At 60.2% G+C, this 23,575-nt stretch carries 28 protein-coding genes and 1 pseudogene; 14 read left to right on the forward strand and 15 right to left on the reverse strand.

The features are described from left to right. The 3 genes from repC to BUA69_RS17575 form a co-directional block, all read left to right on the forward strand. A partial coding sequence (gene repC / locus BUA69_RS17565) for a plasmid replication protein RepC (protein ID WP_244547467.1) occupies nucleotides 1-556 on the forward strand: 556 nt, incomplete at its 5' end. 96 nt (nucleotides 557-652) lie between these two features. Beyond that, entirely contained in the window at nucleotides 653-1,024 is a 372-nt protein-coding gene (locus tag BUA69_RS17570) for an antitoxin Xre/MbcA/ParS toxin-binding domain-containing protein (RefSeq protein ID WP_035087733.1), read from the forward strand. Next, nucleotides 1,017-1,541, forward strand: a complete 525-nt coding sequence (locus BUA69_RS17575) for an RES family NAD+ phosphorylase (RefSeq protein ID WP_046133975.1) — start codon at nucleotides 1,017-1,019, stop codon at nucleotides 1,539-1,541. The genes BUA69_RS17570 and BUA69_RS17575 overlap by 8 nt, the downstream gene beginning before the upstream one ends. A 137-nt stretch (nucleotides 1,542-1,678) precedes the next feature. On the opposite strand, the gene BUA69_RS17580 is transcribed toward BUA69_RS17575, so the two are convergent. Continuing rightward, the gene (locus tag BUA69_RS17580) at nucleotides 1,679-2,863 is read right to left on the reverse strand and encodes an MFS transporter (protein ID WP_052950376.1); all 1,185 of its coding nucleotides are present in this window, start codon (nucleotides 2,861-2,863) and stop codon (nucleotides 1,679-1,681) included. Nucleotides 2,864-2,889: 26 nt separating this feature from the next. Then, the gene (locus BUA69_RS17585) at nucleotides 2,890-3,549 is read right to left on the reverse strand and encodes an ArsR/SmtB family transcription factor (RefSeq protein WP_035087727.1); all 660 of its coding nucleotides are present in this window, start codon (nucleotides 3,547-3,549) and stop codon (nucleotides 2,890-2,892) included. A gap of 86 nt (nucleotides 3,550-3,635) precedes the next feature. Here BUA69_RS17585 and BUA69_RS21330 point away from each other — a divergent pair, with 86 nt between their 5' ends. From BUA69_RS21330 to BUA69_RS17595, 3 genes are read left to right on the forward strand one after another with little or no spacing between them, the layout of a single operon-like run. Next, nucleotides 3,636-4,037, forward strand: a complete 402-nt coding sequence (locus BUA69_RS21330; protein WP_244468691.1) for an MBL fold metallo-hydrolase — start codon at nucleotides 3,636-3,638, stop codon at nucleotides 4,035-4,037. Nucleotides 4,038-4,063: 26 nt separating this feature from the next. Continuing rightward, complete coding sequence (locus BUA69_RS21335; protein ID WP_244468692.1) at nucleotides 4,064-4,372, forward strand: MBL fold metallo-hydrolase; 309 nt, start codon at nucleotides 4,064-4,066, stop codon at nucleotides 4,370-4,372. Then, nucleotides 4,369-5,694: an MFS transporter gene (locus BUA69_RS17595; RefSeq protein ID WP_035087725.1), complete on the forward strand. Its 1,326-nt coding sequence runs from the start codon at nucleotides 4,369-4,371 to the stop codon at nucleotides 5,692-5,694. Before BUA69_RS21335 ends, BUA69_RS17595 begins: the two co-directional genes overlap by 4 nt. Nucleotides 5,695-5,768: 74 nt before the next feature. Here BUA69_RS17595 and BUA69_RS17600 read toward each other — a convergent pair whose 3' ends face one another. Then, nucleotides 5,769-6,863, reverse strand: a complete 1,095-nt coding sequence (locus tag BUA69_RS17600) for a tyrosine-type recombinase/integrase (protein ID WP_051961367.1) — start codon at nucleotides 6,861-6,863, stop codon at nucleotides 5,769-5,771. Between the two features lie 124 nt (nucleotides 6,864-6,987). On the opposite strand from BUA69_RS17600, the gene BUA69_RS17605 reads away from it, so the two are divergent. Then, nucleotides 6,988-7,944, forward strand: a complete 957-nt coding sequence (locus BUA69_RS17605) for a DUF1403 family protein (RefSeq protein ID WP_046133977.1) — start codon at nucleotides 6,988-6,990, stop codon at nucleotides 7,942-7,944. A gap of 11 nt (nucleotides 7,945-7,955) precedes the next feature. Further along, nucleotides 7,956-8,645: an SMC-Scp complex subunit ScpB gene (scpB, locus tag BUA69_RS17610; RefSeq protein WP_046133978.1), complete on the forward strand. Its 690-nt coding sequence runs from the start codon at nucleotides 7,956-7,958 to the stop codon at nucleotides 8,643-8,645. Nucleotides 8,646-8,769: 124 nt separating this feature from the next. On the opposite strand, the gene halB is transcribed toward scpB, so the two are convergent. The 7 genes and pseudogenes from halB to BUA69_RS17645 all read right to left on the reverse strand — a co-directional run bounded on the left by halB (nucleotide 8,770) and on the right by BUA69_RS17645 (nucleotide 13,229). Beyond that, entirely contained in the window at nucleotides 8,770-9,453 is a 684-nt protein-coding gene (gene halB, locus BUA69_RS17615; protein WP_046133979.1) for an anti-phage Hailong system nucleotidyltransferase HalB, read from the reverse strand. Further along, on the reverse strand, nucleotides 9,453-9,665 hold the full coding sequence (locus BUA69_RS17620) for a hypothetical protein (protein ID WP_160300091.1): 213 nt from the start codon (nucleotides 9,663-9,665) through the stop codon (nucleotides 9,453-9,455). Before BUA69_RS17620 ends, halB begins: the two co-directional genes overlap by 1 nt. Nucleotides 9,666-9,681: 16 nt before the next feature. Beyond that, nucleotides 9,682-9,999 (reverse strand): annotated as a pseudogene (locus tag BUA69_RS17625) (DUF5131 family protein); the annotation flags it as partial. Between the two features lie 36 nt (nucleotides 10,000-10,035). Further along, the gene (locus BUA69_RS17630; RefSeq protein ID WP_046133981.1) at nucleotides 10,036-10,467 is read right to left on the reverse strand and encodes a PIN domain-containing protein; all 432 of its coding nucleotides are present in this window, start codon (nucleotides 10,465-10,467) and stop codon (nucleotides 10,036-10,038) included. Then, on the reverse strand, nucleotides 10,464-10,763 hold the full coding sequence (locus BUA69_RS21340) for a hypothetical protein (protein WP_046133997.1): 300 nt from the start codon (nucleotides 10,761-10,763) through the stop codon (nucleotides 10,464-10,466). The genes BUA69_RS17630 and BUA69_RS21340 overlap by 4 nt, the downstream gene beginning before the upstream one ends. A 370-nt stretch (nucleotides 10,764-11,133) precedes the next feature. After that, the gene (locus BUA69_RS17640) at nucleotides 11,134-12,495 is read right to left on the reverse strand and encodes an ATP-binding protein (RefSeq protein ID WP_035085878.1); all 1,362 of its coding nucleotides are present in this window, start codon (nucleotides 12,493-12,495) and stop codon (nucleotides 11,134-11,136) included. After that, nucleotides 12,495-13,229, reverse strand: a complete 735-nt coding sequence (locus BUA69_RS17645; protein ID WP_035085879.1) for a response regulator — start codon at nucleotides 13,227-13,229, stop codon at nucleotides 12,495-12,497. Before BUA69_RS17645 ends, BUA69_RS17640 begins: the two co-directional genes overlap by 1 nt. Nucleotides 13,230-13,400: 171 nt before the next feature. On the opposite strand from BUA69_RS17645, the gene BUA69_RS17650 reads away from it, so the two are divergent. Together BUA69_RS17650 and BUA69_RS17655 are read left to right on the forward strand one after the other, a co-directional pair. Further along, nucleotides 13,401-13,922 carry an EF-hand domain-containing protein gene (locus tag BUA69_RS17650; RefSeq protein WP_035085880.1) on the forward strand — a complete coding sequence of 174 codons (522 nt, stop codon included), beginning with the start codon at nucleotides 13,401-13,403 and terminating at the stop codon, nucleotides 13,920-13,922. A 61-nt stretch (nucleotides 13,923-13,983) separates the two neighbouring features. Beyond that, nucleotides 13,984-14,487 carry a cytochrome b gene (locus tag BUA69_RS17655; protein ID WP_035085882.1) on the forward strand — a complete coding sequence of 168 codons (504 nt, stop codon included), beginning with the start codon at nucleotides 13,984-13,986 and terminating at the stop codon, nucleotides 14,485-14,487. Between the two features lie 88 nt (nucleotides 14,488-14,575). Here the strand turns inward: BUA69_RS17655 and BUA69_RS17660 are convergent, their stop codons facing one another. The 3 genes from BUA69_RS17660 to BUA69_RS17670 are packed head-to-tail and all read right to left on the reverse strand — an operon-like array spanning nucleotide 14,576 to nucleotide 18,466. Next, entirely contained in the window at nucleotides 14,576-16,321 is a 1,746-nt protein-coding gene (locus tag BUA69_RS17660; RefSeq protein WP_082093705.1) for a chloride channel protein, read from the reverse strand. 24 nt (nucleotides 16,322-16,345) lie between these two features. After that, complete coding sequence (locus tag BUA69_RS17665; protein ID WP_035085884.1) at nucleotides 16,346-17,788, reverse strand: bifunctional metallophosphatase/5'-nucleotidase; 1,443 nt, start codon at nucleotides 17,786-17,788, stop codon at nucleotides 16,346-16,348. A 24-nt stretch (nucleotides 17,789-17,812) separates the two neighbouring features. After that, entirely contained in the window at nucleotides 17,813-18,466 is a 654-nt protein-coding gene (locus tag BUA69_RS17670) for a L,D-transpeptidase (protein ID WP_035085976.1), read from the reverse strand. Nucleotides 18,467-18,619: 153 nt separating this feature from the next. On the opposite strand from BUA69_RS17670, the gene BUA69_RS17675 reads away from it, so the two are divergent. Genes BUA69_RS17675 through BUA69_RS17690 form a run of 4 tightly spaced genes read left to right on the forward strand, consistent with a single transcriptional unit; the run spans nucleotide 18,620 to nucleotide 22,186 of the window. Next, nucleotides 18,620-19,252, forward strand: a complete 633-nt coding sequence (locus tag BUA69_RS17675; protein ID WP_035085885.1) for a peroxiredoxin — start codon at nucleotides 18,620-18,622, stop codon at nucleotides 19,250-19,252. Next, a complete protein-coding gene (locus BUA69_RS17680; protein ID WP_035085887.1) occupies nucleotides 19,249-20,133 on the forward strand; it encodes an MBL fold metallo-hydrolase in 885 nt (294 codons plus the stop codon). The genes BUA69_RS17675 and BUA69_RS17680 overlap by 4 nt, the downstream gene beginning before the upstream one ends. A gap of 2 nt (nucleotides 20,134-20,135) precedes the next feature. After that, the gene (locus tag BUA69_RS17685) at nucleotides 20,136-20,477 is read left to right on the forward strand and encodes an ArsR/SmtB family transcription factor (protein WP_051960920.1); all 342 of its coding nucleotides are present in this window, start codon (nucleotides 20,136-20,138) and stop codon (nucleotides 20,475-20,477) included. A 20-nt stretch (nucleotides 20,478-20,497) separates the two neighbouring features. Continuing rightward, a complete protein-coding gene (locus BUA69_RS17690; protein ID WP_035085889.1) occupies nucleotides 20,498-22,186 on the forward strand; it encodes a bifunctional protein tyrosine phosphatase family protein/NAD(P)/FAD-dependent oxidoreductase in 1,689 nt (562 codons plus the stop codon). Between the two features lie 19 nt (nucleotides 22,187-22,205). Here BUA69_RS17690 and BUA69_RS17695 read toward each other — a convergent pair whose 3' ends face one another. Together BUA69_RS17695 and BUA69_RS17700 are read right to left on the reverse strand one after the other, a co-directional pair. After that, nucleotides 22,206-22,862, reverse strand: a complete 657-nt coding sequence (locus tag BUA69_RS17695; protein ID WP_244468694.1) for a class I SAM-dependent methyltransferase — start codon at nucleotides 22,860-22,862, stop codon at nucleotides 22,206-22,208. Then, entirely contained in the window at nucleotides 22,863-23,504 is a 642-nt protein-coding gene (locus tag BUA69_RS17700; protein WP_035085892.1) for a DsbA family protein, read from the reverse strand. Nucleotides 23,505-23,575: the final 71 nt, after the last annotated feature.

The following is a 23,575-nucleotide window of genomic DNA, read 5'->3' on the forward strand; positions in this document are numbered from 1 at the left end:
TAAAACTGAATCTGAACGCGGCTTAGGAATAAAAAGAGAAGCGAGCGGCAGCGCCGGCGAAACTGACAACCTGCGGAGCCTGCCGAAGCGTGAACTGCCCCTCGGCATCGTGCTGGATGCGTGCCCGAACCTGCTTTGGCTGGTGAAGGACGGCGGCGGCATCCGCAATTGGCGCGATTTCCTGGCCACCACGGACCTGGCCCGGCCGGTATTGGGGATCAGCCCAAGCGCCTGGGAAGATGCCAAAGTTGCGATGGGCGAACAGCAGGCCGCAATTACCCTCGCCGCCATTTACCAGAGGACGGACCAGATAAAGTCGCCGGGCGGCTACCTGCGAAATCTGACCGAACGCGCCAAGGAAGGGAAATTCTCGACCTGGCCGATGATCATGGCGCTGCTCAGGGCCAAACTGGACGCTGCCAAGGCAGTCGGCGCCGGTGTTACCGAGGCCGAAGGCGAGTTGGGGGCCGCTCAACGCCTCGATCGTACCCAGAAGCGGCTCGAGGTCAGCGATAATTTGAGGAAGAGCATCGATAAGTGGGACCACAAAGCCTAATTGCAGGGCGGCCCACGTGAGGTTTCGACTTGAAGTGAGCATTGTTTGATCGCATATTGCGTGAAACGTGCTCAAAAAATGGATTGGAGTGCTTTTATGCAACCCCAGGGTCTCGAGATCGGTGCAGTTCGGTTTGGCGATGGCGGCTCGCCCTTTCTGTCGGCGCCACGGCTGTCCGAACAACTCGGCGTGACGCAATCCGAACTTGCAAAGTTAATCGGAATTGCCCGGAATACCCTTACCGCCAAAACGGCCACCCGGAGGGTAGACGCGGCACTGAGCCCCATCGTCCGCATTCTTGCTATGGCTGCGGAGATGGCTGGCGACGAAAATCGTGCAGTGATTTGGTTTAAGCACCAACCAATTCCTGGCTGGGCGGGCAAGACGGCTTACGATCTTGTAGGAGATGGTAAAGCCGATCAGGTCCTTGCCTATCTCGAGGCTGTGCGCTCGGGTGTCTATGCCTAGGCTGACGGACCCTAAGCCGATCATTTTGTGGCGAGCCTACGTTCCTCGCTGGTCACATCTACCGCTATCGGGGGAGGGCGCTGCTCGTTTTGGAGGCCGTTGGAATCCAGTGGGCGTCCCTACGATTTATGCCGCGCAGGAATTGTCGACCGCCTGGGCAGAATACAATCAAGGTTTCGTGCAGCATCCAGCATTGATCGCTCAGCTGGAGCTAACCGGTGCACGCCTCGTCGACACCACCGATCCCTCGATCCTCCGCGAATGGGGACTGGACGAGGACATTCACAAGACGGAGTGGCGGTCGGAACTGGACAAGGGGATCGTCGCTGCCACGCATGCCGCATATCAAATGCTTGTTGACGCGAAGGTTGATGGGGTCATCTATCCGTCTTTTATGTCTCCAGGTGGAAGCTGTGTCGCACTCTGGCGCTGGAACCAGTCGAATGGTCCGGTTCTTAGGGTAGTTGACCCTGACGGCCGGCTTCCGACAACCTCGGCGTCTTGGCGAAACCCATAACATGTCGTTCCCGTGAGGCGGGATAGGGCAGGGGACTTTGGTCCACGCCTAGAAGGGGTGGCTTGCCGACCGGCAGCTTATGGGCCAGCTGTTGGAAAGTAAGACATTCGGACGACTGGTCCGCGCCCGCCTGACCTTTATACGCGGATCGCGACGCCCTTTGGCGATATTCTCAGCCAAAGGATTGCCGCAGCAGCCATGCCCAGCCAAGGCAGAAGCCACATGTTGAGCGCCTGCCAACCCATGGTGTTCTGCAGCACACCGGCGCTCAGTGACGCCGCCAGCCCGACGATGAAGATGGTGAGGTCATTGGCAGCCTGTGCCTTGCCTTTCTCAGCGGTTGTATAGGTACGGGTTAGCAGGTTGGTGCCGCCGATATAGAGGAAGTTCCAGCCGACACCCAGGAGGATCAAGGCCGCTGTGAAGGAATAAAAGCCGGTGCCGGAGAGGCTAAAGAGCACGTGGCCTGTCAGCAGCGTGATGCCAGTCAGCATGACCTGCAGGACGCCGAAACGGGCGATGAGGGAACCGGTGAAGAACGAGGGGAGAAACATGCCCAGCACGTGCAGCTGGATCCCGGTCGATGTGGCAGCCAGATCATGCTGATGATGCACCATGGCCAATGGTGTTGCCGTCATAGCGAGGATCATGATGCCATAGCCGGTGACGGCGCCGAAGAGCGCGACGAGATAGGTTGGCTGCAGCACGATTTCACGGAGGGGCCGTACCGCGGCCCGCTCATCGGCGGTGTCTACGCTCTGCGGGACGTTCACGCCAAGCAGCACGCCAACAGCCAGGGCCGAAGCGACCGACAGGAATAGGAAGGACGCCGTGTACGTCGGCTGCAAAAGTTCGCCGCCCCATCGCGCCAAAAGCGGCCCGACGAGTGCGGCCACCACCCCACCGGCAAGCACCAGCGAGATGGCACGCGGCCTGAAACCGTCATCGGAGACCTCACCGGCTGCGAAGCGATAGAACTGGGCGAAGCCTTGGTAGCATCCCGCAAGGAAGGTGCCCACGCAGAGCAGTGTGATGGACGAGGTCATCATCCCGCCTGCAGCCACCAGGCCGCCCAAGGTACCCAAGCTGGCTCCAGTGACGAAGCCGATCTTGCGGCCAACGCGTGTCATCCACATCGAAGCGGGAACCGTCGATACCGCGGTGCCAAGAAACATCGCCGCGATCGGTGCGGTCGCCCATTCCGGCGATGGGGCAAGAATGCTTCCGGCCAGGCCGCCAATGGTCATCACCAATACCGAAACGATCTGGAACAGCGCCTGTGCCGTCGCCAGCAGGAAGACTTGTCGGTGCATGGGCTGCATGGTTGCTTCTTCTCAGCTCAGAATGGTCATGATGCGACGGCGTTGCCCGCTGCCGCCCATTGGGGCATGCCGTCTTCCAGGCGGCGGGCCCTGAAGCCCTGTGCCCGAAGGCGCGACACCGCCTCGAAAGACATGACGCAATAGGCTCCACGGCAATAGGCGACGATGTCTTTTTCGGGGTCGAGCGTGGTCAGGCAGGCGTCGAGTTCGGCAAGCGGCACATTCAATGCACCGGGGACGTGGCCGAGAGCGAATTCGTCTGCCGGTCGCACGTCGAGCACCGTGACCATGCCGTCGCGCAGGCGGCCCGACAGTTCGTCGCGGGTGATCGGCTCGAGGCTATCCCGCTGCTCGAAATAGCCTCGGACGATCTTGTCGACTTCGGCGAGGTTATTCTCGGCCACCCGCTGGATCGCCTGCATAGCTGCCAGGACACTGGCGTCGGCCAGCCTATAAACGACGTACTTGCCCTGGCGCTCCGCTGCGACCAGCCCGGCGCGGCGCATGGTCTGCAGATGCTGCGAGACATTGGCGATGGGCGAGCCGAGCTTTTCTGCCAGCAGATCGACGCTGCGCGGCCCTTGGCCGAGTTGCTCGATCAGCTCCAGCCGTTGCGGGTGGCCCAGCGTCTTGGCGACCAGGGCGAACTGCTCGAACAGGGCCAGCTTGGGTGAAGGACTTGACATCAGCACATCGCTCGATCATTCAATGGAATTATTGACTATAACAAACTGGACCGCTCCGCAAGGATTGGTATTAGCGGAGTTCCATCATGATCCTGCGTCAGTTCCTGCATTTCGACCCCGTGGGGGCCTCGTACCTTTTGGGCTGCGGCGGCAAGGCGTCAGCGGCGGTGATCGACCCTATCGGGCCTGTTGAACCCTATCTCGAAGCTGCTGCTGCCACCGGTATGAAGATACTCTATGTGATCGACTCGCATATCCATGCCGACCACATCTCATCCGGGCGTGCCTTGGCCGCAGCGAGCGGCGGCAAGTACACCCTGTTCGCCGGCGCCAAAACGAATTTCGACTTTCATGGCGTGAGTGACGGCAGCGTTCTAGAGCTGGGCAATGTCCTGCTCTCCGTCATGCATACGCCGGGCCATACCCCTGAAACATGTCGCTACTGGTCACCGATCGTAGCCGCGCCGAGGAGCCGTGGTTCGTCCTGACGGGCCATACGTTGATGGTGGGCGACATGGGACGAACCGAACTTGCCAGCAGTGCCGAGGACGGTGCCCGGGCGCTGTTTGCCAGCGTGGAACGGCTCAAGGCACTGCCTGACCATATGGAGGTGTTGCCTGGTGCCTTTTCCGGCTCGGTATGCGGATGCAGCCTCAGCGGCAAGCCAACTTCGACCATCGGGTTCGAAAAGCGCTTCAACAAGGCATTCCGCATTGCTGACGAGAGTGAGTTCGTAGCGAAAATGGTCGCTGACATCCCGCCACCGCCGCTGGAGGCGGCCGCCAACCGTGCCCGCAATGCCGGGCTGGAAATCGTCGCATGAGCGAAGGTGAAGTGTTTTCGGGTGACAATGTAGGCCCGCTCACACGGGGCATTCGGGAGAACCTGACACAGTTCGTCCATCAGTTGCTCCAGGTCATGCTGGTGGGCTTTGCTCTGGGCATAATGCGGACAGTGGTGCCGGCGCTGGCCGAAGCCGAATTCGGTGTGGCCCGTGGCTCCTTCATCCTCCTGACCGCCTTTGTTGTCGCTTTCGGCATGGTCAAGGGTGTGCTGAACTTCGTTGCCGGTCGGCTGTCCGAGCGAATTGGACGGAAACGCGTGCTGCTGCTCGGCTGGATCGCGGCGTTGCCTGTCCCGTTCATGATCTATTTCGCGCCCGACTGGAACTGGATCGTCGCGGCAACCGTGCTCCTCGGCATCAATCAGGGTCTGGCCTGGTCGATGACCCAAACCTCCAAGCTCGACATCACCCGTGCTGACCAGCGCGGGCTGACGATCGGCCTCAATGAATTTGCGGGTTATGTCGGCGTGGCGGTAGCGGGCATTGTCACCGGCTACGCCGCGACGGCGCTCGGCGCCAGGCTGGGGCTGCTGATCTTCGGGCTTGCCGTCGTGATCACGGCGCTGGTACTGACCCTGGTCTGGGTTCGCGATACCTTGCCATGGGCCAAGGCAGAGGCTGCCACGCACGCCAATGCCAAAACCAGCGCCTATCGCCCGCGCTATCCCCGCAACATCTCCGACAGTCCCACGACTTGGGAGGTGTTCACGCTGATGTCCTGGCGAGACCGACGCATGGCCGCGATCAGCCAGGCCGGAATGGTCGAGAAGTTCGTCGATGCACTAGTCTGGGTCATCTTTCCGGTCTTCCTGTTCCAGAAGGGCATGGACCTCGCCTCAATCGGCTGGATCGTCGGCGCCTATGGCTTCGCCTGGGGCGGCTCACAGCTCTTCACCGGTCGACTTTCCGATCACGTTGGGCGTCATTGGCCCAATGTGCTCGGCATGTGGATTTCGGGCCTCGGGGTCGCCATGGTGGTGATAGGCAGCGGCGTTTGGTGGTGGGCCGCATCGGCCGCCATCGCCGGCTTCGGCATGGCCCTGCTTTATCCCAATCTGTCGGCAGCCGTGGCCGACATCGCCCCGCCCAGCTGGCGCGGCTCAGCCATTGGCATTTACCGGTTCTGGCGTGACCTTGGATATGGCATTGGTGCGCTCGGGCTCGGCCTGGTTGCCCATTTCAGCGGCGCTCTCGAGGCTACATTCTGGTTCGTGGCACTTTCGATGATGGTGTCGGGCTTGGTGTTGTGGGCATTCGGTGAGGAGACCCATCCGCGGATAAACCCGGAAGATTTGGCCTAGCTCATGCCTTGGCATCATGGTGGACGTTGACGTCGCTTGATGGCAGCTTTCAGGCATCCCAGCAGGGCAAGGGGCTATAGTCCCGCAGCCTTGGTAAGGTTTACGCGAAAGCGGTCCCGCCGGCGTTGATAGCGACGGGTCATCTCAGCCGAAACATGCCCTAGCTGCTTCTGGACGTAGCGTTCGTCGACCTCGGCCGATGAGGCGAGACCGGCCCGCAGAGAATGGCCGGCGAACAAGCCCCCCCGGGCATCTTCCGAAAGGTCGCCCCGTACCCCGGCCGCCAGTGCCGCTGTCTTGACCAGGCGGGCGACTTGTTTGTCGTTCAGTCGATCGGCGCCGACGCCCTTGCCCTGCCCAGTCACACGGCGAAACAGCGGGCCATGCGCGATCCGAGCGAGCTTAAGCCAGGTTTCCACTGCCACAACGGGGCAGGTGGCATCAGTGGATCCGCGACCGATTTCCACTTCACGCCATCCGGTCTTGCCCCGAATATTCAGGACCATCCCTTTGTCCAGGATCTCTATCCAACCACGGCCGTCCTCGCTCTGCCCTTCGCCGCCATCGAGGCCGACGATTTCCGAGCGCCGCAGGCCGCCGGCGAAACCCAGCAGCAGCATGGCGCGATCGCGGATGCCACGCAGGCTGCCGCGGTCGAAGGTTTCCAGCATCGCCAGGAGATCCTCGGGCAACAGGGCTTCCTTTTGCCGTGGTGGCTTGGCGTGGGTATTGCGGATGCCAGCCATCACTGTGGCGATGTGGCGATCCTTGCGATCTAGGACTTGCCCGAGCTGGGTGTAATTCCAGGAAAGCGACGAGAGCCGGCGTTCGATGGTGCTGACTGCATTTGGCGCAACCGTAGCCTGGCCTGTCGCACAGGCCGTAATGTAGAGGCCAACAATCTGTGGATCGGGCGGCTGCACTGCCAGTCCCTGCCGGCGACACCAACCAGAAAAATGCTTCCAGTCCGAGGCGTAGGCCAGCCTGGTGTTGGCCGAGCTGGCTGCCTCGACATAGTCCCGGGCGCGATCCGCCAGGCCGCGCAAATGGGCGCGATCGCCGCCCGGAATCGACACGGCGGAATTGCCGACGGGTGCCGCGGCTGCAGCACAGGGCAGGGGGGCGTTGCCGGCGTCGTTTTGCGTGGTTTCGTCGAGGTTTTGGGGCATTCTCTCTATAATGAGCAAAACGTCCGATAATGCAAGATTATCGGTCATTATAAATTGTCGACAGGTAAGGCGTTTATAGGCGTAAATTATAGAAGTAAGCGCCGTCGCATGTTAGCCTGTCGGCATGAAATCGCGCGCTGATTTGCTGCTTGTCGATCCGCCGTCGGTACTCAAAGTGCCGGTGTGGGCGCGGCCACGTGGTCTAGTGTTGCACGATGCCGATGCGGCCTATCTGGCTGGTGCGGCACTGAATTCCTTGGATAATCTGGTGCGTCAGGATTTTTCCTGGGCCGGCGCCTGGCGGCAGCGGCTGGCCCTGCAGAGCGCTGCCGCGGCGGTCAATTTGACAGGGCGACGCGAGGACGAATCCGCTCTGCGCGACGCCCATTTTCTGCGCGGGATAGGCGACGATCCTGGCCCTTCCGGTCACCTGCTGATGGCCTGGCGCCGCTTAGCCAGCAGCACGACGCGCGGTGACGAGGCATCCGTGCGCCCGGTCGCCGAACAGCATCTTGGCCTGACGTGGGATGACGCTCTCGCCGAGGTGGTCGCCAATGCTGCGGACATGGTGGTGTCATCTCGGCCGGCGCCGACACTGGCGGCCGAGATCGCCGCCGCCGTCTATCGGGCTCGGCCCGATGCTGAGCTGTTGGGCTTCTGGCTGGCCGACATGCTCCTCGCCCAGAAGTTCAGGTGGCCCATTCCGGTGCCGCTGTTGATGGGGCAGGTGTCGTCGGCCGTCTTCAAGTCCGGTGAAAACCGCAAGCGCATCCAGCCGGGAGGCGAAGGCTGGGGCAGGGCGGTGTTTTTGGCTTATGCGACAGCCGCGGCAGAAGCCTGCGATCTCGGGAAGGAGCTGGCGCAGCGTGCGGGAAGATTGACGGAGGTGGCGCCAAAGCTCCGCGCCAAGGGTTCTGGCGACGTCATCAAACTGCTGCTGGAGGATGACGCGGTGCCGGGGTCTTGGTCGAGCCCAAAACTGTCGGCGCGCGGCGCCCGGCGCTTGTTTGATCGGTTGGTGGAGTTGGGTGCAGTGCGCGAGCTTACTGGCCGGCCGACGTTTCGGCTCTACGGGTTGTGAGGGCAAAACAGATGGCCAGGCGCAAACGGACAGGTGCTGAACCACCAATCTTTGATGCCGAACTGGCCGACATGCCGGCTGACCTGCGCTGGCGCGAATGGATGAACCGCGTTGAGGCGGTACTGTTCGCCGCGCCCAGGCCGGTCGAGCGAGAGGCTCTGGCGCGCATCGTCGGCCGCGAGGCCAGCATCGACCTGCTGATCGATGACATCCGCGAAGCGCTGCGCGGCAAGCCCTATGACGTGGTCAGTATCGCTGGGGGCTGGGCGTTCCGCACCCGAACCGCCTATGCCGATGCAATTGCCGCTTCTGCTGCGGCGCCGGATCGCGGGGTCAATCTGACCCAAAACGAGGCCATGGTGCTGGTATCAATCGCCTATCATCAGCCGGTCACCCGGGCCGGGGTGTCGGAAATCCTGGGCCGGGAAGTGTCACGTGACGTCATCGGGGCGCTGCGGGACAAGAATATGATCACCGCGGGACCGCGCAGTCCGACGGCGGGGGCGCCGTTCACCTATGTGACGACCAGGGGTTTTTTGGAGCATTTCGGCCTTAAGACGTTGAGGGATTTGCCCGATCTTGAGGCGATGCAGGACGCTGGATTGCTGAGTGGCGGCCACGGCGCCGAAAGTCGACGACAGCTTCAGCACCCGCCGTCGTATGTTGGTGGCACCGAAACGACTCCGGCCGATGAGGACTGAGGGTAGGAACATAGGCTGATGGCAACGGCTTTGCGCCCCATCTGGTAGTTCTAATGACCGAGATCGCTGCCCAGAAGCAGATGCTGAGCACCGGGCCATATAATGGTCGGCACTACCATTTGGCTCAAAAATATTCTGCATTGGCACTCTCGATGCCAACGAAATATGTCCGTAAGGCGAGCTCGTTGCCCGTGGCTCTGAAGTGCTCCAAATAGCGATGCGGCTGCCATGCATCACTCGCGTTGCTTTCTCCCCAACGATCAAGAAATCCGGCAAAATCCCTAACCCTGGAGTTGTCGATTTCCAAAGAATCCTTATTCTTGATCAACTCTTCGACAGAGTTTGATCCCGCAAAGGCAGCCAGCGCTTTGGCTGAGAAAATGGCGTTGCCAGCCTCCGCCGCTCGAGCAATGAGTATGGTTCTAACGCACCAGGCAATACGTTTATTCAAGGCGACCGTATCCTCAAACCGTACGCCGTAGCGGACAAGGAAACGCCCCAGCGACGAGGCCTGCTCAACGTTCTCCCCGTAGCTTTTCCTTAAACGGAAAGCCTTGGACATAGACGCAAAATCGCCTCGCTCGTCGTATATGACTTTGCCTTCCCGCACGAGGTGCAGAACGAAGAGATCGCCCTTTGTCGCCTTGTCGAGTAGCCAGGACGCCGGATAAAAAGAGAAAGACATCCGATTGGTTGAAACCATTCGAGGTTTGGCTTCCTGGGTAATCAGTAGGATATCAACGTCGGAGCCTGCCCCGTCGTCTCCCCGGGCTCGACTCCCAAACAGGGCCATCGATAGAAGAGCCATTAGGTGCCCGAGCTTCCCAAGGCACGTTTAAGAGCTTCGCCAGACATCTTCCTTGCGAGTTTCTGTTCAGCCAACGCCTCATCCAAATTCAGAGGAAGCAGTTGTTGTTGCTGCGGTGAGAGCTTCTGCGGATCGACATTCAGCAAATGTTCAATCATCAGATAGAAAATATGGCTAAGGCGAATTGTCTTCGTCAGCACCCCATCTTCCATCATAAACTCATGCTCTAACCTTCCAGACATCGAGGATGAACGCATCGCTGACACGCTCATGAAAAAGGTCGCTCATTGAATTTACGAAAATCTTCCGAGGTTTCTTCCACCCATATGGAACTAATAGTGCCTCGCGGTCCTCCCGCACTACACCGTTCCACACGGTTCGCTTACCCGTCTTTCGTGTCAGCCCGGCATATTTTTCAATGCCCATTGCCTCAAGGCGTTTGGCCATTTCCATCGCATAGCAGTGGGTGCAGCCCGCGGTCACGATGGAGCACCCGGCGACCGGGTTCCACGTGGAATCAGTCCATTCAATCTGGGTTTCAGCCATTTTGCCCTCCCGAGCATTCTTTGATCCGCCGTTGCATCAGACCGCTCCACGTATGGGATTAACGATCTGAATTCCGGCAAAGTCCTTTTCGTTGTCAGTCACCACCACGCACTGGTTCGCAGCAGCGACAGCCGCGATAATCATATCGAGCCCGCTGCGCGGCCGGCCGGCCGCTTTGCCTTCTGCCATCAGCCGCGCCCAAATCAGCCCGGCATTGTCGTCAAACGATAGGATGCGGCCCGCGAACAATGCCTGCGGCCCCTCCGACCCAGAGAACCACGTGTCGAGCGCGTCGCGCTTCTTGCCGCGCGGCTTCTCTAAAATTCCGCGACAGATTTCCGCAACGGTTAGCGAAGCTATGAACAAATCCTCGTCTCGCTGTGTCGACATCCATGCCAGCAGCGTTTCCGATGGCTGTAGTTTGACGACATTACTGATGATATTGGTGTCCAGGAGGTAGCGCGTCACAGGTCAACCTTGCGTCCTTCTTCGCGGGGCCGGGAAAGGTTGACCTCGGCGCCTACTAGCGGCGAACGACGCAATGCCTCGAGGATTCCGCCAGGCTTTGTGGGCTCGCCAGCGATTGACTTGCTTACGGTGGCACGAAGCTCTGAAGCCGCGGGCGTGTCCTCCGACAGGCGCCGGGCTAGCGATCGGATGAGGTCGCGGTCGGCGTCCCGACCAAGCACTTCGAAGCGCGCCAAGCCGCGCTCGCCAAGGCGAGACCGATAATTTTGGATGGCGCGCTTTTGCGAATTTGCCATGATGACCTCCACCATATTTCCAGTAATATAGCCAGATATAAAACTCTTAGCAAGATGGCGCGGTCGTCGGTAGTTCGCTAGCGACCCGATGGCATCGCCTTCAACTGCGTCTCTCGGTGTTTCTGGATCACCTTGTGGTGATGGTACTTCATGACGTCCAGGCATGGCGCGAAGCGGACTTCCGCAGGCTGATTTTGGATTCGCATAATATGCGGTATGGGACCAAAATTTTACAGCTACTGAGCTGCGCCTGCCCCCAGGTCAACTCCACGGGCAAAGTTCACCAGGAACCGTCGGTAGTCAATAATGTCAAGGGTCCGGGAATTTTCATTAGTTCTCTTCACTAGACTGGGTTGCAAGGCAGCCCGTGTCAGACTGCTACCTCTGGATGCCTAGGTAACCTTACCCTGGCGCGCAGGCCGCCCTCCGGGTTAGGAGCTAGGCTAACATCGCCGCCATGAGCACGGAGAATCGCACGGGCGATCGGCAGTCCAAGGCCAATCCCTCCGGTGTCCCGCGACCGCGAGCCTTCCAGCCGTGTGAAGGGATCGAAGACGCGATCGAGATCCTTGGGCGGAATGCCGGGGCCATAGTCGTCGATAAGAATTTCCGCGTCACGGCCTTTATCCTCAACCGTCACCCGAGCGCCCTCGCCATAGCGTTGTGCATTCTCGAGGAGATTTCGGAGGGCACGACGCATTGGCGTCAGTCGAACAAAGGCGATCACCGACTGCTCCGCATCCACCATGATCCTGGGGCCTGTCTCGGACAACTCTCGCGCGAGGGCGCGCACAAGTTCGGCGAGGTCCATCTCCTCCATCGGCTGATCCGTTGAGATGCCGCGCGCGAAGGCCAGCGTCGTCTCGACCATGTCCTGCATCTCGTCGAGGGAGGCGATCATCCGCTCGCGGGTCTCGTCGTCATCCACCATTTCGGCGCGCACCTTGAGGGCCGTGATCGGCGAGCGAAGGTCGTGGCCGAGCGCTGTCAGCATCCGGGTCCGATCGGTGATCATTCGGGTGAGCCGGGCATTCATCCGCGCCAACGCATCGGAGAGCACGCGCACCTCCTGTGGGCCTCCCGCAGGCATGCTCGGCATCTCGCCATCCAATTCCACCTGGTCCGCTGCGGCGGCTAGTTGGCTCAGCGGAGTCGTGATCCGTCGCAAGCCCAGCCAGAGTGCCGCCATAATGAGCGCCAGCGACAAGAGAGTGGCGCCGACGATTGCAGGCGGCGCCTGGAGGTTGGGCGGCTGGAACCTAGCGGTGACGTTGAGCCAGTCGTTGTCGCCGAGCGGGGCCGATATCCGGAACTCGACAGGAGCGCCCCCGGAAACAAGCATCCGTTCATGAAGCCAGTCGAGCACCGCCGGAGGCTCGATCAGCGCTCCATCATGGGGAGATACCAAGACCTCCTCCGCGCGCAGGTCGAGCGCGGCTGTCGTCAGATGCCAAGGCTCACCAACCTCGACCAACGGCGCCCGGTCCAGGCTGAACCGCACCAAGCGGGAATTCGCGGCGGCAAGGATGCTCTCGCGGCTGCCCTCTGGCGCTCCCTCGAGCACGCTGGCAACTGCGACGGCGCGTTCCACGGTCTCGAGGCGCTGGGCGGCTCTTATCGCGGCGCCACGCTCGTCCGCGAAGAGCCACGCGCTGATCACCTGCGCCGCCAGGAACGCGCCCATGATCAGAAGCGCCAATTGCCCCAACAAACTGCGGGGAAGGAGGCGCATCACGTCACCTCGCGCACATCGGCGGCAAGGCTGTACCCACCCGCGCGGACCGTCGCGATGATCTGCGGGTGCGACGGGTCCGTTTCGATCTTCCGGCGCAGGCGGCTGACTTGATTGTCGATGGTTCGGTCGAACACATCGGCGGCACGTCCGCTGGTGACGTCGAGCAACTGGTCGCGCGACAGCACGAAGCGCGGCCGTTCGAGAAAAGCCGTGAGAAGCTTGAACTCCGCCGTGGTCAGCGAGACCTCCGCCCGGCCATCCCCGCAACTAAGCACCCGGGTGTCGGTGTCGAGGATCCAGCCTGCGAAGGCCAGCTTCCGCCCGCCGAGCCGGCCCGCGAGCGGTTCGGGGCGCTCCGAACGACGCAGGATCGCTTTCACGCGCGCCAGAAGCTCGCGTGGATTAAACGGCTTCACGAGGTAGTCGTCAGCGCCGACCTCAAGCCCGACAATCCGGTCCGTATCATCGCTGAGGGCGCTCAGCATCAGAACCGGCGGCCCACCCGAGGAGGCGAGGCGCCGTGCCGCCGAAAGTCCGTCCTCACCGGGCATCATCACGTCCAGCACGATCAAGTCGAAGCGGCCTGACTTGAGATGCGCGTCCATCTCCTTGGTGTCCTTGGCGGCGGTAGCCCGCATTCCGTTCTTCTCAAGATAGCGCGTCACGGCATCGCGGATCTCGCGATGATCGTCGACGACAAGAATATGCGGGTTTCGGGTCTGATCGTTCATGCGATCTTCATAGCGTGATTTCTTCTTTCCCTAGCCATCATTTGGGTCGTGATCTGTCGCAGGCGCGGGTTTTGCGACAGACCGTTACAATTTGCCCGCCTCCTGGCACAGGCCCGCGACAGGCCGCGCCCATCTTCTCCTCACCGAAACAACATCCCAAGAGGTGACAAGATGAAACGCAAGACAATGCTGACCCTGAGTGCTGCCGCCACCATCGCGATCATTGGCACGATCGCCGCCCCCGCAATTGCTGAGAGCTGGGGGCCCGCGCAGATGATGCAACGAATGCACGGCTCCGAAGGGGGCTTCATGCAAGGCAACCGCGGCGCAGGGCCGATGATGATGCAGGATGAGCACGGTCCAATGGGCATGGGCGACCTAGCCGATAACCCTGTCTACACGTCCTTCGATTCCGACGGTAACGGCACGGTGACAACAGCAGAGTTGGAAGCCGGCCTTGCCGCGCTTCATGCCGAGCACGACGCTGACGACAACGGCGCGCTATCTTCTGATGAGTTTTCGGCCCTCTTTGCGGACGTCACCGGCAGCATGGCTGGGCGCCCCTTCGCAATGCTCGACGCCGACGGTGACGGTCAAATCAGCGCCGACGAAATGGCATTTCCGGCACAGATGATGGCCCGCATGCCGGCGCGGCACGGATCCGCGCCGGACGCTGGTACCGAACAACAGTGACAAGCGCTAGCGGCTGGCGCCCCGTCTGCGCCAGCCAACCAAGTGCGAGAGGACCTGATCCATGTCCGTCCAACAAAACGTTCCGCAAGGATACTCCGCTACCCAGATCGCTCTGCACTGGGCCGTCGCGGTACTGATCGCCGCGCAATTCCTCTTTAAGGACGCCATCTCAAACGCGTGGGACGCGATCGGCGCGGGAAAGACCTTCGCCTTCGATCCACTGATCCTCGCCCATGTGGGTGGCGGTGGCCTGATCCTTGCACTGGTCGTCTGGCGACTGGTCTTGCGCCTCAAGCGCGGCGTCCCCGCACCGCCCGAAAACGAACCCGGCGCGCTCAAGACCCTCAGCCATGTGGCGCATTGGGCCTTCTACGCGGTCTTAGCCGCAATGACCGTCACTGGGTCGCTCGCCTGGTTCGGCTATGTGACTCAGGCCGCGCAGGCTCACAACACTCTCAAAATTGCCCTCCTGGCGCTCGTCGGGCTGCATGTGCTGGCGGTGCCGTTCCACCGCGTAGTCCTGAAGAACAACGTGATGCGGCGGATGATCCGGCCTGCCGAATAGTGCCGAGATCATGCGGGCCGGTCGTACCGTTAAACGTCGAGAGCTTCGCCCAACGAGAAGCCCTCAACGACGCGGGAACCAAGGGGTGCTAACTCGTTAAATCTTTCCAGCCCTGGTCGAGAGCCGCAGAGTAGCGCCTGAGCAAGTAGGCCTCGGTCAAAAGGCCTATGACCTTTCTGCTGGTAATGTTTTCCACGACAGCAAGCTCTTCACTGCCTTCCCGCTCAAACATGGCAGCCGCATCACTGGCGTTGATGCCCGCTAGCAGGAAGCGGTCCTTATGCCGCAATAGGGGTTCGATCGTTTCCAGCGGCTCCTCGCCTTCCCAAGGCTGATACGCTTCTGCGACAAGAACGATACCCTCATAAGCGCCACTGCTGTCCATCGCCACCACGCGTTCCGTCGATCCCAGCGGAAAACGCTGGCGAAACTCCGACAATGACGTTTCCTTCTCTATGGTCGTTATGTCCCGGCGCATAATTGCGCCGACCGTGAGGCTGCGAATTCGACCTATATCATAGGGCGCACGAATGCTCTCGCCACGTAGATGTAAGCGCCAGGTCGAGAATGAGAAGCCAAACATTTCCCGGACCAAGACGCCAGAAATCGCAGACGCCACCATTACGGCACCAGAGATTGCAAGATCGTTGGTCGTTTCCAGGATCAGGAAAGTCAGGGTGAGGGGGCCGCCAACCACCCCGGTGGCCACTGCCGCCATTCCGACTACGGCCGCCAATCCCACATCCACCTGCATACCAATAAGGGATGCGCCCATTGCGCTGATCTTCCCGATCAACGCGCCCAAAAATAGCGACGCGAAAAACAGGCCGCCGCGAAAGCCGGCGCCCAGAGATATGGCTGATGCCATCGACTTCAAGACCAGGAGACCGACGAGCGCGAAGAGCCCAAAGGACTGACTGAATTGAAGATGTAGAGCACCGTGACCAGAGGAGAGCACTTGTGGCGTAATCAGGCCCAATCCGCCAACAGCAAGTCCCCCTATTGCCGGCCTTAGCCAGATCGGCAATCTGCTTGCCACAAGGGCGCGTTCCACCAGACCCACGAAACGCATCAGCATCACGGCAAAGCTTCCGCCGATGAGACCTAAGGCAACGAACGCTACGATATCGTATGGGCCGACGGCTGCGATGGCCCCCAGTTCAATATGGGTCTGGACGGCACCGAGCTGCACTGCCAGCAGGTTTCCGGCCAAGGCGGCTCCGACCACCGGGGCGAGAAGACCAATGGAGTATATCCCAACGATGAGTTCGAATGCATAAAAGGCGCCTGTTAGCGGTGCGCCGAATGCGGCGGCGATGGCACCAGCGGCACCGCAGCCGACCAGCATACGCACCTCGTTCCGACGCAGACGAAATCTTGTAGCGAGCCAGGAACCAGCAGCGCTTGCCAACTGGGTATATCCGGCCTCGAGTCCCACGGACGCGCCGAAACTGCTCGAAATCACTGTCTGCGACGTGATGACTGCACTCTCCCGCATAGACATTCGGCCACCGTGCAGAGCGTTGGCCTCGATGGGATCGACCGGTTGGCGCTTCCTGTACTTGCGATTGAGCACAATGGTGGCTCCCATTAGTATCCCGCCTACAGCGGGAACCGTAGCCAACAGCGGGTGCCCCAACGCGGCCTGTTCGCTCAGCCGTGCCCCAGCTCCAAGTCCGAACAGGGCGTGATGTAGAACTTGGGTTAGATTACTGACGCCTGTAACGACCAGCCCGCCGAGTGCGCCGACAACCGAACCCAGCACGAACAAAAGCGTGCTCCGCAGGTGGCCGAAACGCCCCGCGAGTTTGGGTAGCCGGAAGAAGCCGAACATAGCAATATCGTTCCATTGGGAGCGTCAAACGGCGACGAAGCGGCCGGTTCCAGCAATGTCGTTTAGCACGCCTTTGCGAAGATAGGAGGCCATGGCATCGATTGCCGATATCTCCAGATTGGCACGGTCAACGCCAAATTTGGCTGGCACTCCCTGCTCGGTGACGTAGGCGACCCGGTATCGCTTTTTTGCATCGAGCACCTCCTGACCGGCATGGATATCTACCACGCGATGTCCTGGCGGGTTTTCGATGCGCCCAAATACCGTGAGGCCCCGGAAGCGTTTCACATAGCCGCCCATCTGGCCGAAGGGATCAGCGGAAAACGTGCGCTCGAGATTGTCTTCGACCATCTCCCATATTTCCACGCCGGTCAGTTCCACGGTCGAAACTGCAGGATTGGTGGGAATAATGTTCCACAAGTCGTTTTGGGATATTGGGCCGGGCGGAATGGGCGCGCCGTAGCGCCAGCCGTTAGAGAAGCCGATTGCGGTTCCGGCCACGTCACAGATCGCAGCCAAGAGAAAGTCATCCATCGGTGCGTCCATGCTAGTCGCCCGGTGCAAGGGCTTGGCGGTTGAGCCGACGATCTCGCTCAGCATTGCCCGATGCGGCGCCATCGCGCGCTCCACGAGCTCCGCAATGTCGGCCTGCTCCGGTATCGTGTCGTCAATCGGGATGAGCTGGTGCTTGACCAAGTCGATGCGCCCATCATCAAGGCTCACGGTCATCTTACCGATGAAAGATCCGTGGCAGCCCGATTGCATGATCAGAGTCTGACCAATCCGGGCGGGATGGGACAGCCGGTTGTGCGTATGGCCGCTGACGATGATGTCGATCCCAGCGACCGACTCCGCCAGCAAGCAATCCTGGGGGAAACCTTGATGCGACAGGACAACGATGATGTCGGCTTCATCTGTCTTGGCCTGCTCGATCGCAGAATGCAGCTCACTTAATCCAGACGTAAACTGCAGGCCGCCGGCAAAGCGTGGTGGCATGGACTTATCGATTATGGTGGCAGCGAGGCCGATTACAGCCACGCGTATCCCTCCGCGCTCAAAAATCATCTGAGCTGAGAAAGGTCGTTCGCCCGTGGAGGGGTCAATGCAATTCGCGGCGAGCATAGGGTAGTTTAGCTGTGACGTAAGGGACTTCAGATGCCCGGGGCCCCACGCGAAATCCCAATGTGCTGTCATGGCGTCGATTCCCAACGCATTGAGCATTGGGATCAGCGCCTCACCCCTTGAATGCACTGCAGGAAATGTGCCGTGAAACGTATCGCCGTTGTCGAGGAAGACGAGGGCGCCCGCAGTCTCCCCCCGTAAACCGGCCACGACGCTTGCAATCCGGGCAAGTCCACCCATTGTCGGAAACTGTGGGCCACCGGGCGACCAGATGATCTCGGCATGTGGTTCAAGATAGCCGTGCAGATCATTCATCTGGACAATAGTCAGGAGACGCTTGCCCATGTCTTTTGTCTCCCTTCTCGCCCTTTAAAGCACTACGACGTTGGCGCCCTGCGGCACACGGCCGTAGAGGTCGATCACATCTTGATTCATCAGGCGGATGCAACCCGACGAGACGGCAGTACCGATCGTCTCGGGCTGCGTGGTGCCGTGAATGCGGAAAAGAGTATCTTTGCCATCCTTGAACAAATAGAGGGCGCGCGGGCCCAATGGGTTCTCCGCGCCGCCTTCCATGCCGCCTGACCACTGGGCGTAACGCTCTGGTTCTCGCTTGATCATGTCCTGCGTGGGTGTCCAGCGCGGCCATTCCCGCTTCAGGGCAATGTTGGCGGTGCCCTTGAACTCAAGGCCCTCCTTGCCTACACCCACGCCGTATCGAAGGGCCTTGCCGTCTTCCTGTACCAAGTAGAGGAAACGGCTAGTTGTATCGACCACTACGGTACCGGGCGGCTCGCTCGTCGGAAAATCTACTATCTGCCGCAGATATTGAGGATCCACCTTCGCGACGTCGATCGGAGCCACTGGAAATTTCTCGTTGAGCGGTGCGGCATACCGCATGGCATCGGCGGAGTTGATCAACGGTGCCGCAGTTTGCTGGATTGGCGCGGTCGTTGCACAGGCGGCCAGTAGCGAAGCAGTCGCAGCGACAAGAGCAAAGTCTCGAATGCGAAGAAGATTCATTTTTTGTGACCGCAGAGTTGAAGAGTTTGACCGCATCGGCAGGGCCCACCTTAAGGCAGGCTTAAACGTCGGCACCTCCTTCAAGGTTTCCTCGGCTTGACATCATATTATATTAGATTATGCTAATTTATGGAATAAGAAAAAGGGTGATCCATGAATCAGGAATTGAGGTCGGCTTCCATACGGATCGGAAGCACAGCTCCAAAGTTCGAAGCTCGCTCCACGATGGGCGTACGGAGGCTGTCAGATTATCGAGGGCGATGGCTTGTGCTGTTTTCCCATCCAGCCGATTTCACGCCTGTCTGCACCTCGGAAATCCTGGCTTTTGCCCGGCTCCACGGCGAGTTTCTGGCACTGAACTGTGAACTTCTTGGACTCTCAGTGGATAGCTTGTTCGCCCACATGGGATGGATCGGCGCCATGGAAGGTACATTCGGCGTCACGATACCATTTCCTTTGTTGGAAGATCCCTCCATGGCCATCGCCAGGGCTTATGGCATGCTGGACCCAGATGCAGCCGACAGCGCCACTGTGCGCATGACCCTGGTCATCGATCCTGACGGGATAGTCCGGATGACCTCGACCTATCCTATGACGACCGGCCGCAGCGTGCATGAGGTGCTGCGGACGGTCCAGGCCCTGCAGGTCACCGATGCACACAACGTCTATACGCCCGAGGGTTGGTCCATTGGAGACCGGGTGATTGATGCGGATCTGATGCTAGGGACGGGCGCCGGATCACCGGATTGGTTTTTCCGCACGAGCGCACTCGGAGACAAGTCATGAGCAGTAAACCTGTCGTCAAAGGGTTCTTCGACTCACGGACCTCTTCGATCCAGTATGTGGTTCACTGCCCGCAGACCAAGCAGTGTGCCATCATCGACCCGGTGCTCGATTTTGACGAGAAGTCCGGTGCGACCGCGACCCGGCATGCCGATGCCATCCTGGCCTATATTGGTGAGGCCGGCCTTTCGGTGCAGTGGATATTGGACACCCATCCGCATGCCGACCATTTCTCCGCCGCACGGTATCTAAAGTCCAAGACGGCGGCGCCAACTGCGATCGGCGAACGTGTGGTGGACGTTCAGAAGCTTTGGAAAGGTATCTATAACTGGCCTGACCTTGCCGAAGACGGGAGCCAGTGGGACCGCCTGTTCAAGGACGGGGAGTCCTTCAAACTCGGCAATATTGACGCCAGCATCATGTTCTCGCCAGGCCACACAATGGCCTCGATAACCTACGTGATCGGCGACGCCGCATTTGTGCACGATACACTGTTCATGCCGGATAGCGGAACAGCCAGAGCGGACTTTCCCGGCGGCAGCGCGTCGCGTCTGTATCGCTCCATAATGGCGATCCTGGCACTTCCTGGTGAGACACGGGTGTTTACGGGCCACGACTATCAGCCTGATGGCAGGGAACCGCTGTGGGAGTCCACGGTTGCCGAGCAGAAGGCCACCAATACCCACATGTCGACCTGCCGCAACGAGGCAGAGTTCGTCGCGGTGCGCGAAGCGCGCGATCGTAGCCTGCCAATGCCAAAATTGATCCTGCATGCGCTGCAGATCAACATCAACGGTGGGCAATTGCCACCACCCGAGGCAAACGGCAAACGCTACCTCAAATTCCCGCTCGACGCGCTGGCCGGCGCCTCGTGGGGAGATTGATCGTGCTAGCCGAGGATCTGCTGCGGCTGTTGGGAAGCACGAACCGGCTCCGCATTGTCGAGCGGCTTGTGGCCGGCGAATGCTCGGTCAAGACGCTGGAGGCAGAACTTGCAATCCGGCAACCGACGCTGTCCCAGCAACTGGGTGAATTGCGCAAAGCCGGGCTGGTGATCGATCGCCGCGAAGCACAGTCGGTCCATTATTCCATGGCGCCAGATCACATCGAGCAGGTGCAGCGCGTTTTGAGCGCCTTGAACAGCGCTGACGCGCAACGATCGCATAAACCGAAATCGGAAACGCGGCCCGTCCATGCCGCACAATTTGGCCGGGTCCTTTCGGACTGAACGGTCACAGGAGGAGTCTCATGGAAACCAAGAAAATATCAGACGCACTGAGCGTCGGACCACAGCTGTATCTGACGGACCTGGCCGAAGTGGCGAAGGCGGGTTTTAAATCCATTCTCGTCAATCGACCCGATGGCGAGGGAGACGACCAACCTACATTTGCCGAGGTCGAAGCGGATGCGCGCGGCTACGGGTTGGAGGCCCGTTATGTGCCCGTCGTCCCCGGGAAGGTCGCCGATGCCGATGTCGAGGCCTTCGCGGCCGCGGTTGAGGAACTGCCCAAGCCGATCTTCGGCTTCTGCCGAACCGGAACCCGAACGACAACTCTGTGGGCGCTCTCCCAGGCCGGAAGCAGGCCGCTAACTGAAATTCTGGGAACAGCGAAGGCTGCAGGGTACGACCTCTCCGGCGTCGCTTTGCGCATTGCCAATGGGGGACAGGTCAAGACCGATGCCCCAACCGAAAAGCACCAGATCGTCGTGGTTGGTGGTGGTGCCGCCGGCCTGGCCGCTGCCGCGAGCCTATTGGCAAGGGCCAGCGATCTGGACATCGTCGTTATCGATCCTGCCGACATGCATTACTATCAGCCCGGCTGGACACTTGTGGGAGCGGGCGTTTTTACGCCGGAGCAGACCCGCAAGCGGCTCGCCGACCATGTTCCGCATGGTGCCAAACTGATCAAGGCCGCGGTCGTTGCGTTTGATCCAGCCAACAACGCGGTCATTCTCGAGGGTTGCCGCGTTGTCCACTACGAGCGCCTGATCGTGGCGCCCGGGCTCAAGGTCGACTGGGGGGCAATTGAAGGCTTGCCCGAAACACTGGGCAAAAACGGCGTGACCTCCAACTACCGCTATGACTTGGCATCCTACACCTACGATCTCGTCAAGTCGCTCAATGGAGGCACGGCCCTTTTCACCCAGCCAACTATGCCGATCAAATGTGCCGGCGCGCCGCAGAAGGCGATGTACCTGTCCTGCGACATTTGGAAGGAAAGGGGCACCCTGGGCAAAACGAAGGTCGAGTTCCTGAACGCGGGTCCCGGTCTCTTCGGCGTGGCGGACTATGTTCCTCCGCTCATGGAGTATGTGAAGGAATATGGGATCAACCTGTCGTTCGGGCACAACCTGTTCAAGATCGACGGCCCGAAAAAGATTGCTTGGTTCAAAAAGACCGACAAGGACGGAACCGTCGAGATCGTCGAGCGCAAGTTCGATATGATCCATGTGGTGCCGCCTCAGGCACCACCGGATTTCATCAGGGTCAGCCCGCTGGCGGGCGAGACCGGATGGGTGAGCGTCGATCAGGCGACCCTCCGGCACACCAAGTTCGACAACGTCTACTCATTGGGTGACGTAATGAACGCCCCCAATGCCAAGACGGCAGCGGCTGCCCGCAAACAAGCGCCGGTGGTAGCAGAGAACCTGCTCGCCGATATGGGCCGCTCGTCGAGCCAGGACCGTGCCATTTATGACGGCTACGGATCCTGCCCGCTGACGGTGGAGCGGGGTAAGATCATTCTGGCCGAATTCGGCTATGGTGGAAAGCGTATTCCCAGCTTCCCGAAATGGCTCATCAACGATCTGAAGCCATCGCGCCTGGCCTGGTTTCTCAAGGAGAGGCTGCTGCCGCCGATCTATTGGCAGGCCATGCTCAAAGGGCGTGAACCGATGGCCAAGCCCAAGCATGAAAAGATCGCTTCAGCGGAATGATCGACTGCGATGGCGCGGGTTACGCCCGCGCCAACTCAAGCGGCTTGGTCGCCACCAGATCGATCAATGCAGACATGCCGTGGTGTCCCGTGCCTTCCGCAATCTCGGCATCGTAGCTTAGGAGGCTGGTGATGGTGAGCGTTTGGAAGGCCTTTTCCAGCAACGCTTCGGTGTAAAGGTTCTCCTCGGTCCTGGGCCCGCCGGTGCCAAATGCCAGTTGCTCGGGCCGATAGCCGTGCAGCAGCAAGGTTCCGCCCGGACGCAAGGCCTTGATCATGCCGGCGAAAATTGCGTCGCGCAGAGCAGGACCCGCAAACTGGATGAATATGCCGACCACGATATCGAAGTGCTCATCGGGCCAGTCGTATTCTGCCAGATCCACCACTTCGGTGGTGATCGAAACGCCGCGGCTTTTGGCGAGTGCCTGCGCCTTGCCCAAGCCAATCGCCGACGCATCGATGGAGTGGACAGCCAGCCCCTGCTCCGCCAGCCAAACGCCGTTGCGGCCCTCACCATCGGCGACGGCGAGAGCCGAGCTACGTTCTTTCACGATTTCAGCGTGGCGGCGCAGGAAATCGCTCGGTTCTTCTCCGAACAAATATTCAGCCCGGTCGTAGCGCTCATCCCAGTCAGTGCGTGTCATTCGCGCGTATCCCGCTCCTATCCGTTTGCCCAATCAGACGCCGAGCTCCTGGCGGGCTGCAGCCACGACTTCGCGAAAACCTGCCAAGTCGAGCGCTGAGCCGACGAAGAACGGGCCGACGAGATAGGAAGGTGTTCCCGTCAAACCGATTTCGTCAGCTATCTTGGTGTTGGCACGCAACTGGTCAAGCAACGCAGGCCCTTTAGCTGCAATGGTAGCATCGACCTTGACCATATCAACATCAGACGCTTCAAGAGCCTCACGCATCCCTTGTTCGGTAATGCCTCGACCGGGAATGGCCATAAGCGCATCATGGGCTGCGAGGTACTGCCCGTTTTCGTGTGCTGCGAGTGCAGCCTGACCACCATAGACCGATGCCTCGGTCAGGATGGGCCAATCCTTAAATACCACACGAAGTTTGTCGTCGGTCGCCATCAACTCCTTGAGATATGGAGCACTCTGCTTGCAGAAAGGGCAATTGTAATCAAGAAATCCAACCATGGTTAGGTTGGCATCCGCCGGGCCGAAAACCGGCGTCCCAGGCGTTGCAAAAATTGCTTCAAGGTCGAGAGGTCCGTCCTGCGCAGATGCAACACTTGGTTTTCCAAGCCAGAGTGCCAGTGGGGCCATCATGGCAAGTTTGGTCACGGCACGGCGCGAGAGTTGCTTTTGCATGGGCATTTTCCTTTTCGTCGGCCTCCAAAGCATTCTCGACGCCTTAAGCCAGCCTTAAGTGCGGTCGCATG

This window comes from Devosia limi DSM 17137, assembly GCF_900128975.1.
GTDB lineage: Bacteria > Pseudomonadota > Alphaproteobacteria > Rhizobiales > Devosiaceae > Devosia > Devosia limi.

Bases quoted from the DNA above. Each gene is read 5' to 3' on its own strand.
- BUA69_RS17570 (WP_035087733.1), top strand. From the start codon at position 653: ATGCAACCCCAGGGTCTCGAGATCGGTGCAGTTCGGTTTGGCGATGGC.
- BUA69_RS17575 (WP_046133975.1), top strand. From the start codon at position 1,017: ATGCCTAGGCTGACGGACCCTAAGCCGATCATTTTGTGGCGAGCCTAC.
- BUA69_RS17580 (WP_052950376.1), bottom strand. From the start codon at position 2,863: ATGCAGCCCATGCACCGACAAGTCTTCCTGCTGGCGACGGCACAGGCG.
- BUA69_RS17585 (WP_035087727.1), bottom strand. From the start codon at position 3,549: ATGTCAAGTCCTTCACCCAAGCTGGCCCTGTTCGAGCAGTTCGCCCTG.
- BUA69_RS21330 (WP_244468691.1), top strand. From the start codon at position 3,636: ATGATCCTGCGTCAGTTCCTGCATTTCGACCCCGTGGGGGCCTCGTAC.
- BUA69_RS21335 (WP_244468692.1), top strand. From the start codon at position 4,064: ATGGGACGAACCGAACTTGCCAGCAGTGCCGAGGACGGTGCCCGGGCG.
- BUA69_RS17595 (WP_035087725.1), top strand. From the start codon at position 4,369: ATGAGCGAAGGTGAAGTGTTTTCGGGTGACAATGTAGGCCCGCTCACA.
- BUA69_RS17600 (WP_051961367.1), bottom strand. From the start codon at position 6,863: ATGCCCCAAAACCTCGACGAAACCACGCAAAACGACGCCGGCAACGCC.
- BUA69_RS17605 (WP_046133977.1), top strand. From the start codon at position 6,988: ATGAAATCGCGCGCTGATTTGCTGCTTGTCGATCCGCCGTCGGTACTC.
- scpB (WP_046133978.1), top strand. From the start codon at position 7,956: ATGGCCAGGCGCAAACGGACAGGTGCTGAACCACCAATCTTTGATGCC.
- halB (WP_046133979.1), bottom strand. From the start codon at position 9,453: ATGGCTCTTCTATCGATGGCCCTGTTTGGGAGTCGAGCCCGGGGAGAC.
- BUA69_RS17620 (WP_160300091.1), bottom strand. From the start codon at position 9,665: ATGGAAGATGGGGTGCTGACGAAGACAATTCGCCTTAGCCATATTTTC.
- BUA69_RS21340 (WP_046133997.1), bottom strand. From the start codon at position 10,763: ATGGCAAATTCGCAAAAGCGCGCCATCCAAAATTATCGGTCTCGCCTT.
- BUA69_RS17640 (WP_035085878.1), bottom strand. From the start codon at position 12,495: ATGCGCCTCCTTCCCCGCAGTTTGTTGGGGCAATTGGCGCTTCTGATC.
- BUA69_RS17645 (WP_035085879.1), bottom strand. From the start codon at position 13,229: ATGAACGATCAGACCCGAAACCCGCATATTCTTGTCGTCGACGATCAT.
- BUA69_RS17650 (WP_035085880.1), top strand. From the start codon at position 13,401: ATGAAACGCAAGACAATGCTGACCCTGAGTGCTGCCGCCACCATCGCG.
- BUA69_RS17655 (WP_035085882.1), top strand. From the start codon at position 13,984: ATGTCCGTCCAACAAAACGTTCCGCAAGGATACTCCGCTACCCAGATC.
- BUA69_RS17660 (WP_082093705.1), bottom strand. From the start codon at position 16,321: ATGTTCGGCTTCTTCCGGCTACCCAAACTCGCGGGGCGTTTCGGCCAC.
- BUA69_RS17665 (WP_035085884.1), bottom strand. From the start codon at position 17,788: ATGGGCAAGCGTCTCCTGACTATTGTCCAGATGAATGATCTGCACGGC.
- BUA69_RS17670 (WP_035085976.1), bottom strand. From the start codon at position 18,466: ATGAATCTTCTTCGCATTCGAGACTTTGCTCTTGTCGCTGCGACTGCT.
- BUA69_RS17675 (WP_035085885.1), top strand. From the start codon at position 18,620: ATGAATCAGGAATTGAGGTCGGCTTCCATACGGATCGGAAGCACAGCT.
- BUA69_RS17680 (WP_035085887.1), top strand. From the start codon at position 19,249: ATGAGCAGTAAACCTGTCGTCAAAGGGTTCTTCGACTCACGGACCTCT.
- BUA69_RS17690 (WP_035085889.1), top strand. From the start codon at position 20,498: ATGGAAACCAAGAAAATATCAGACGCACTGAGCGTCGGACCACAGCTG.
- BUA69_RS17700 (WP_035085892.1), bottom strand. From the start codon at position 23,504: ATGCAAAAGCAACTCTCGCGCCGTGCCGTGACCAAACTTGCCATGATG.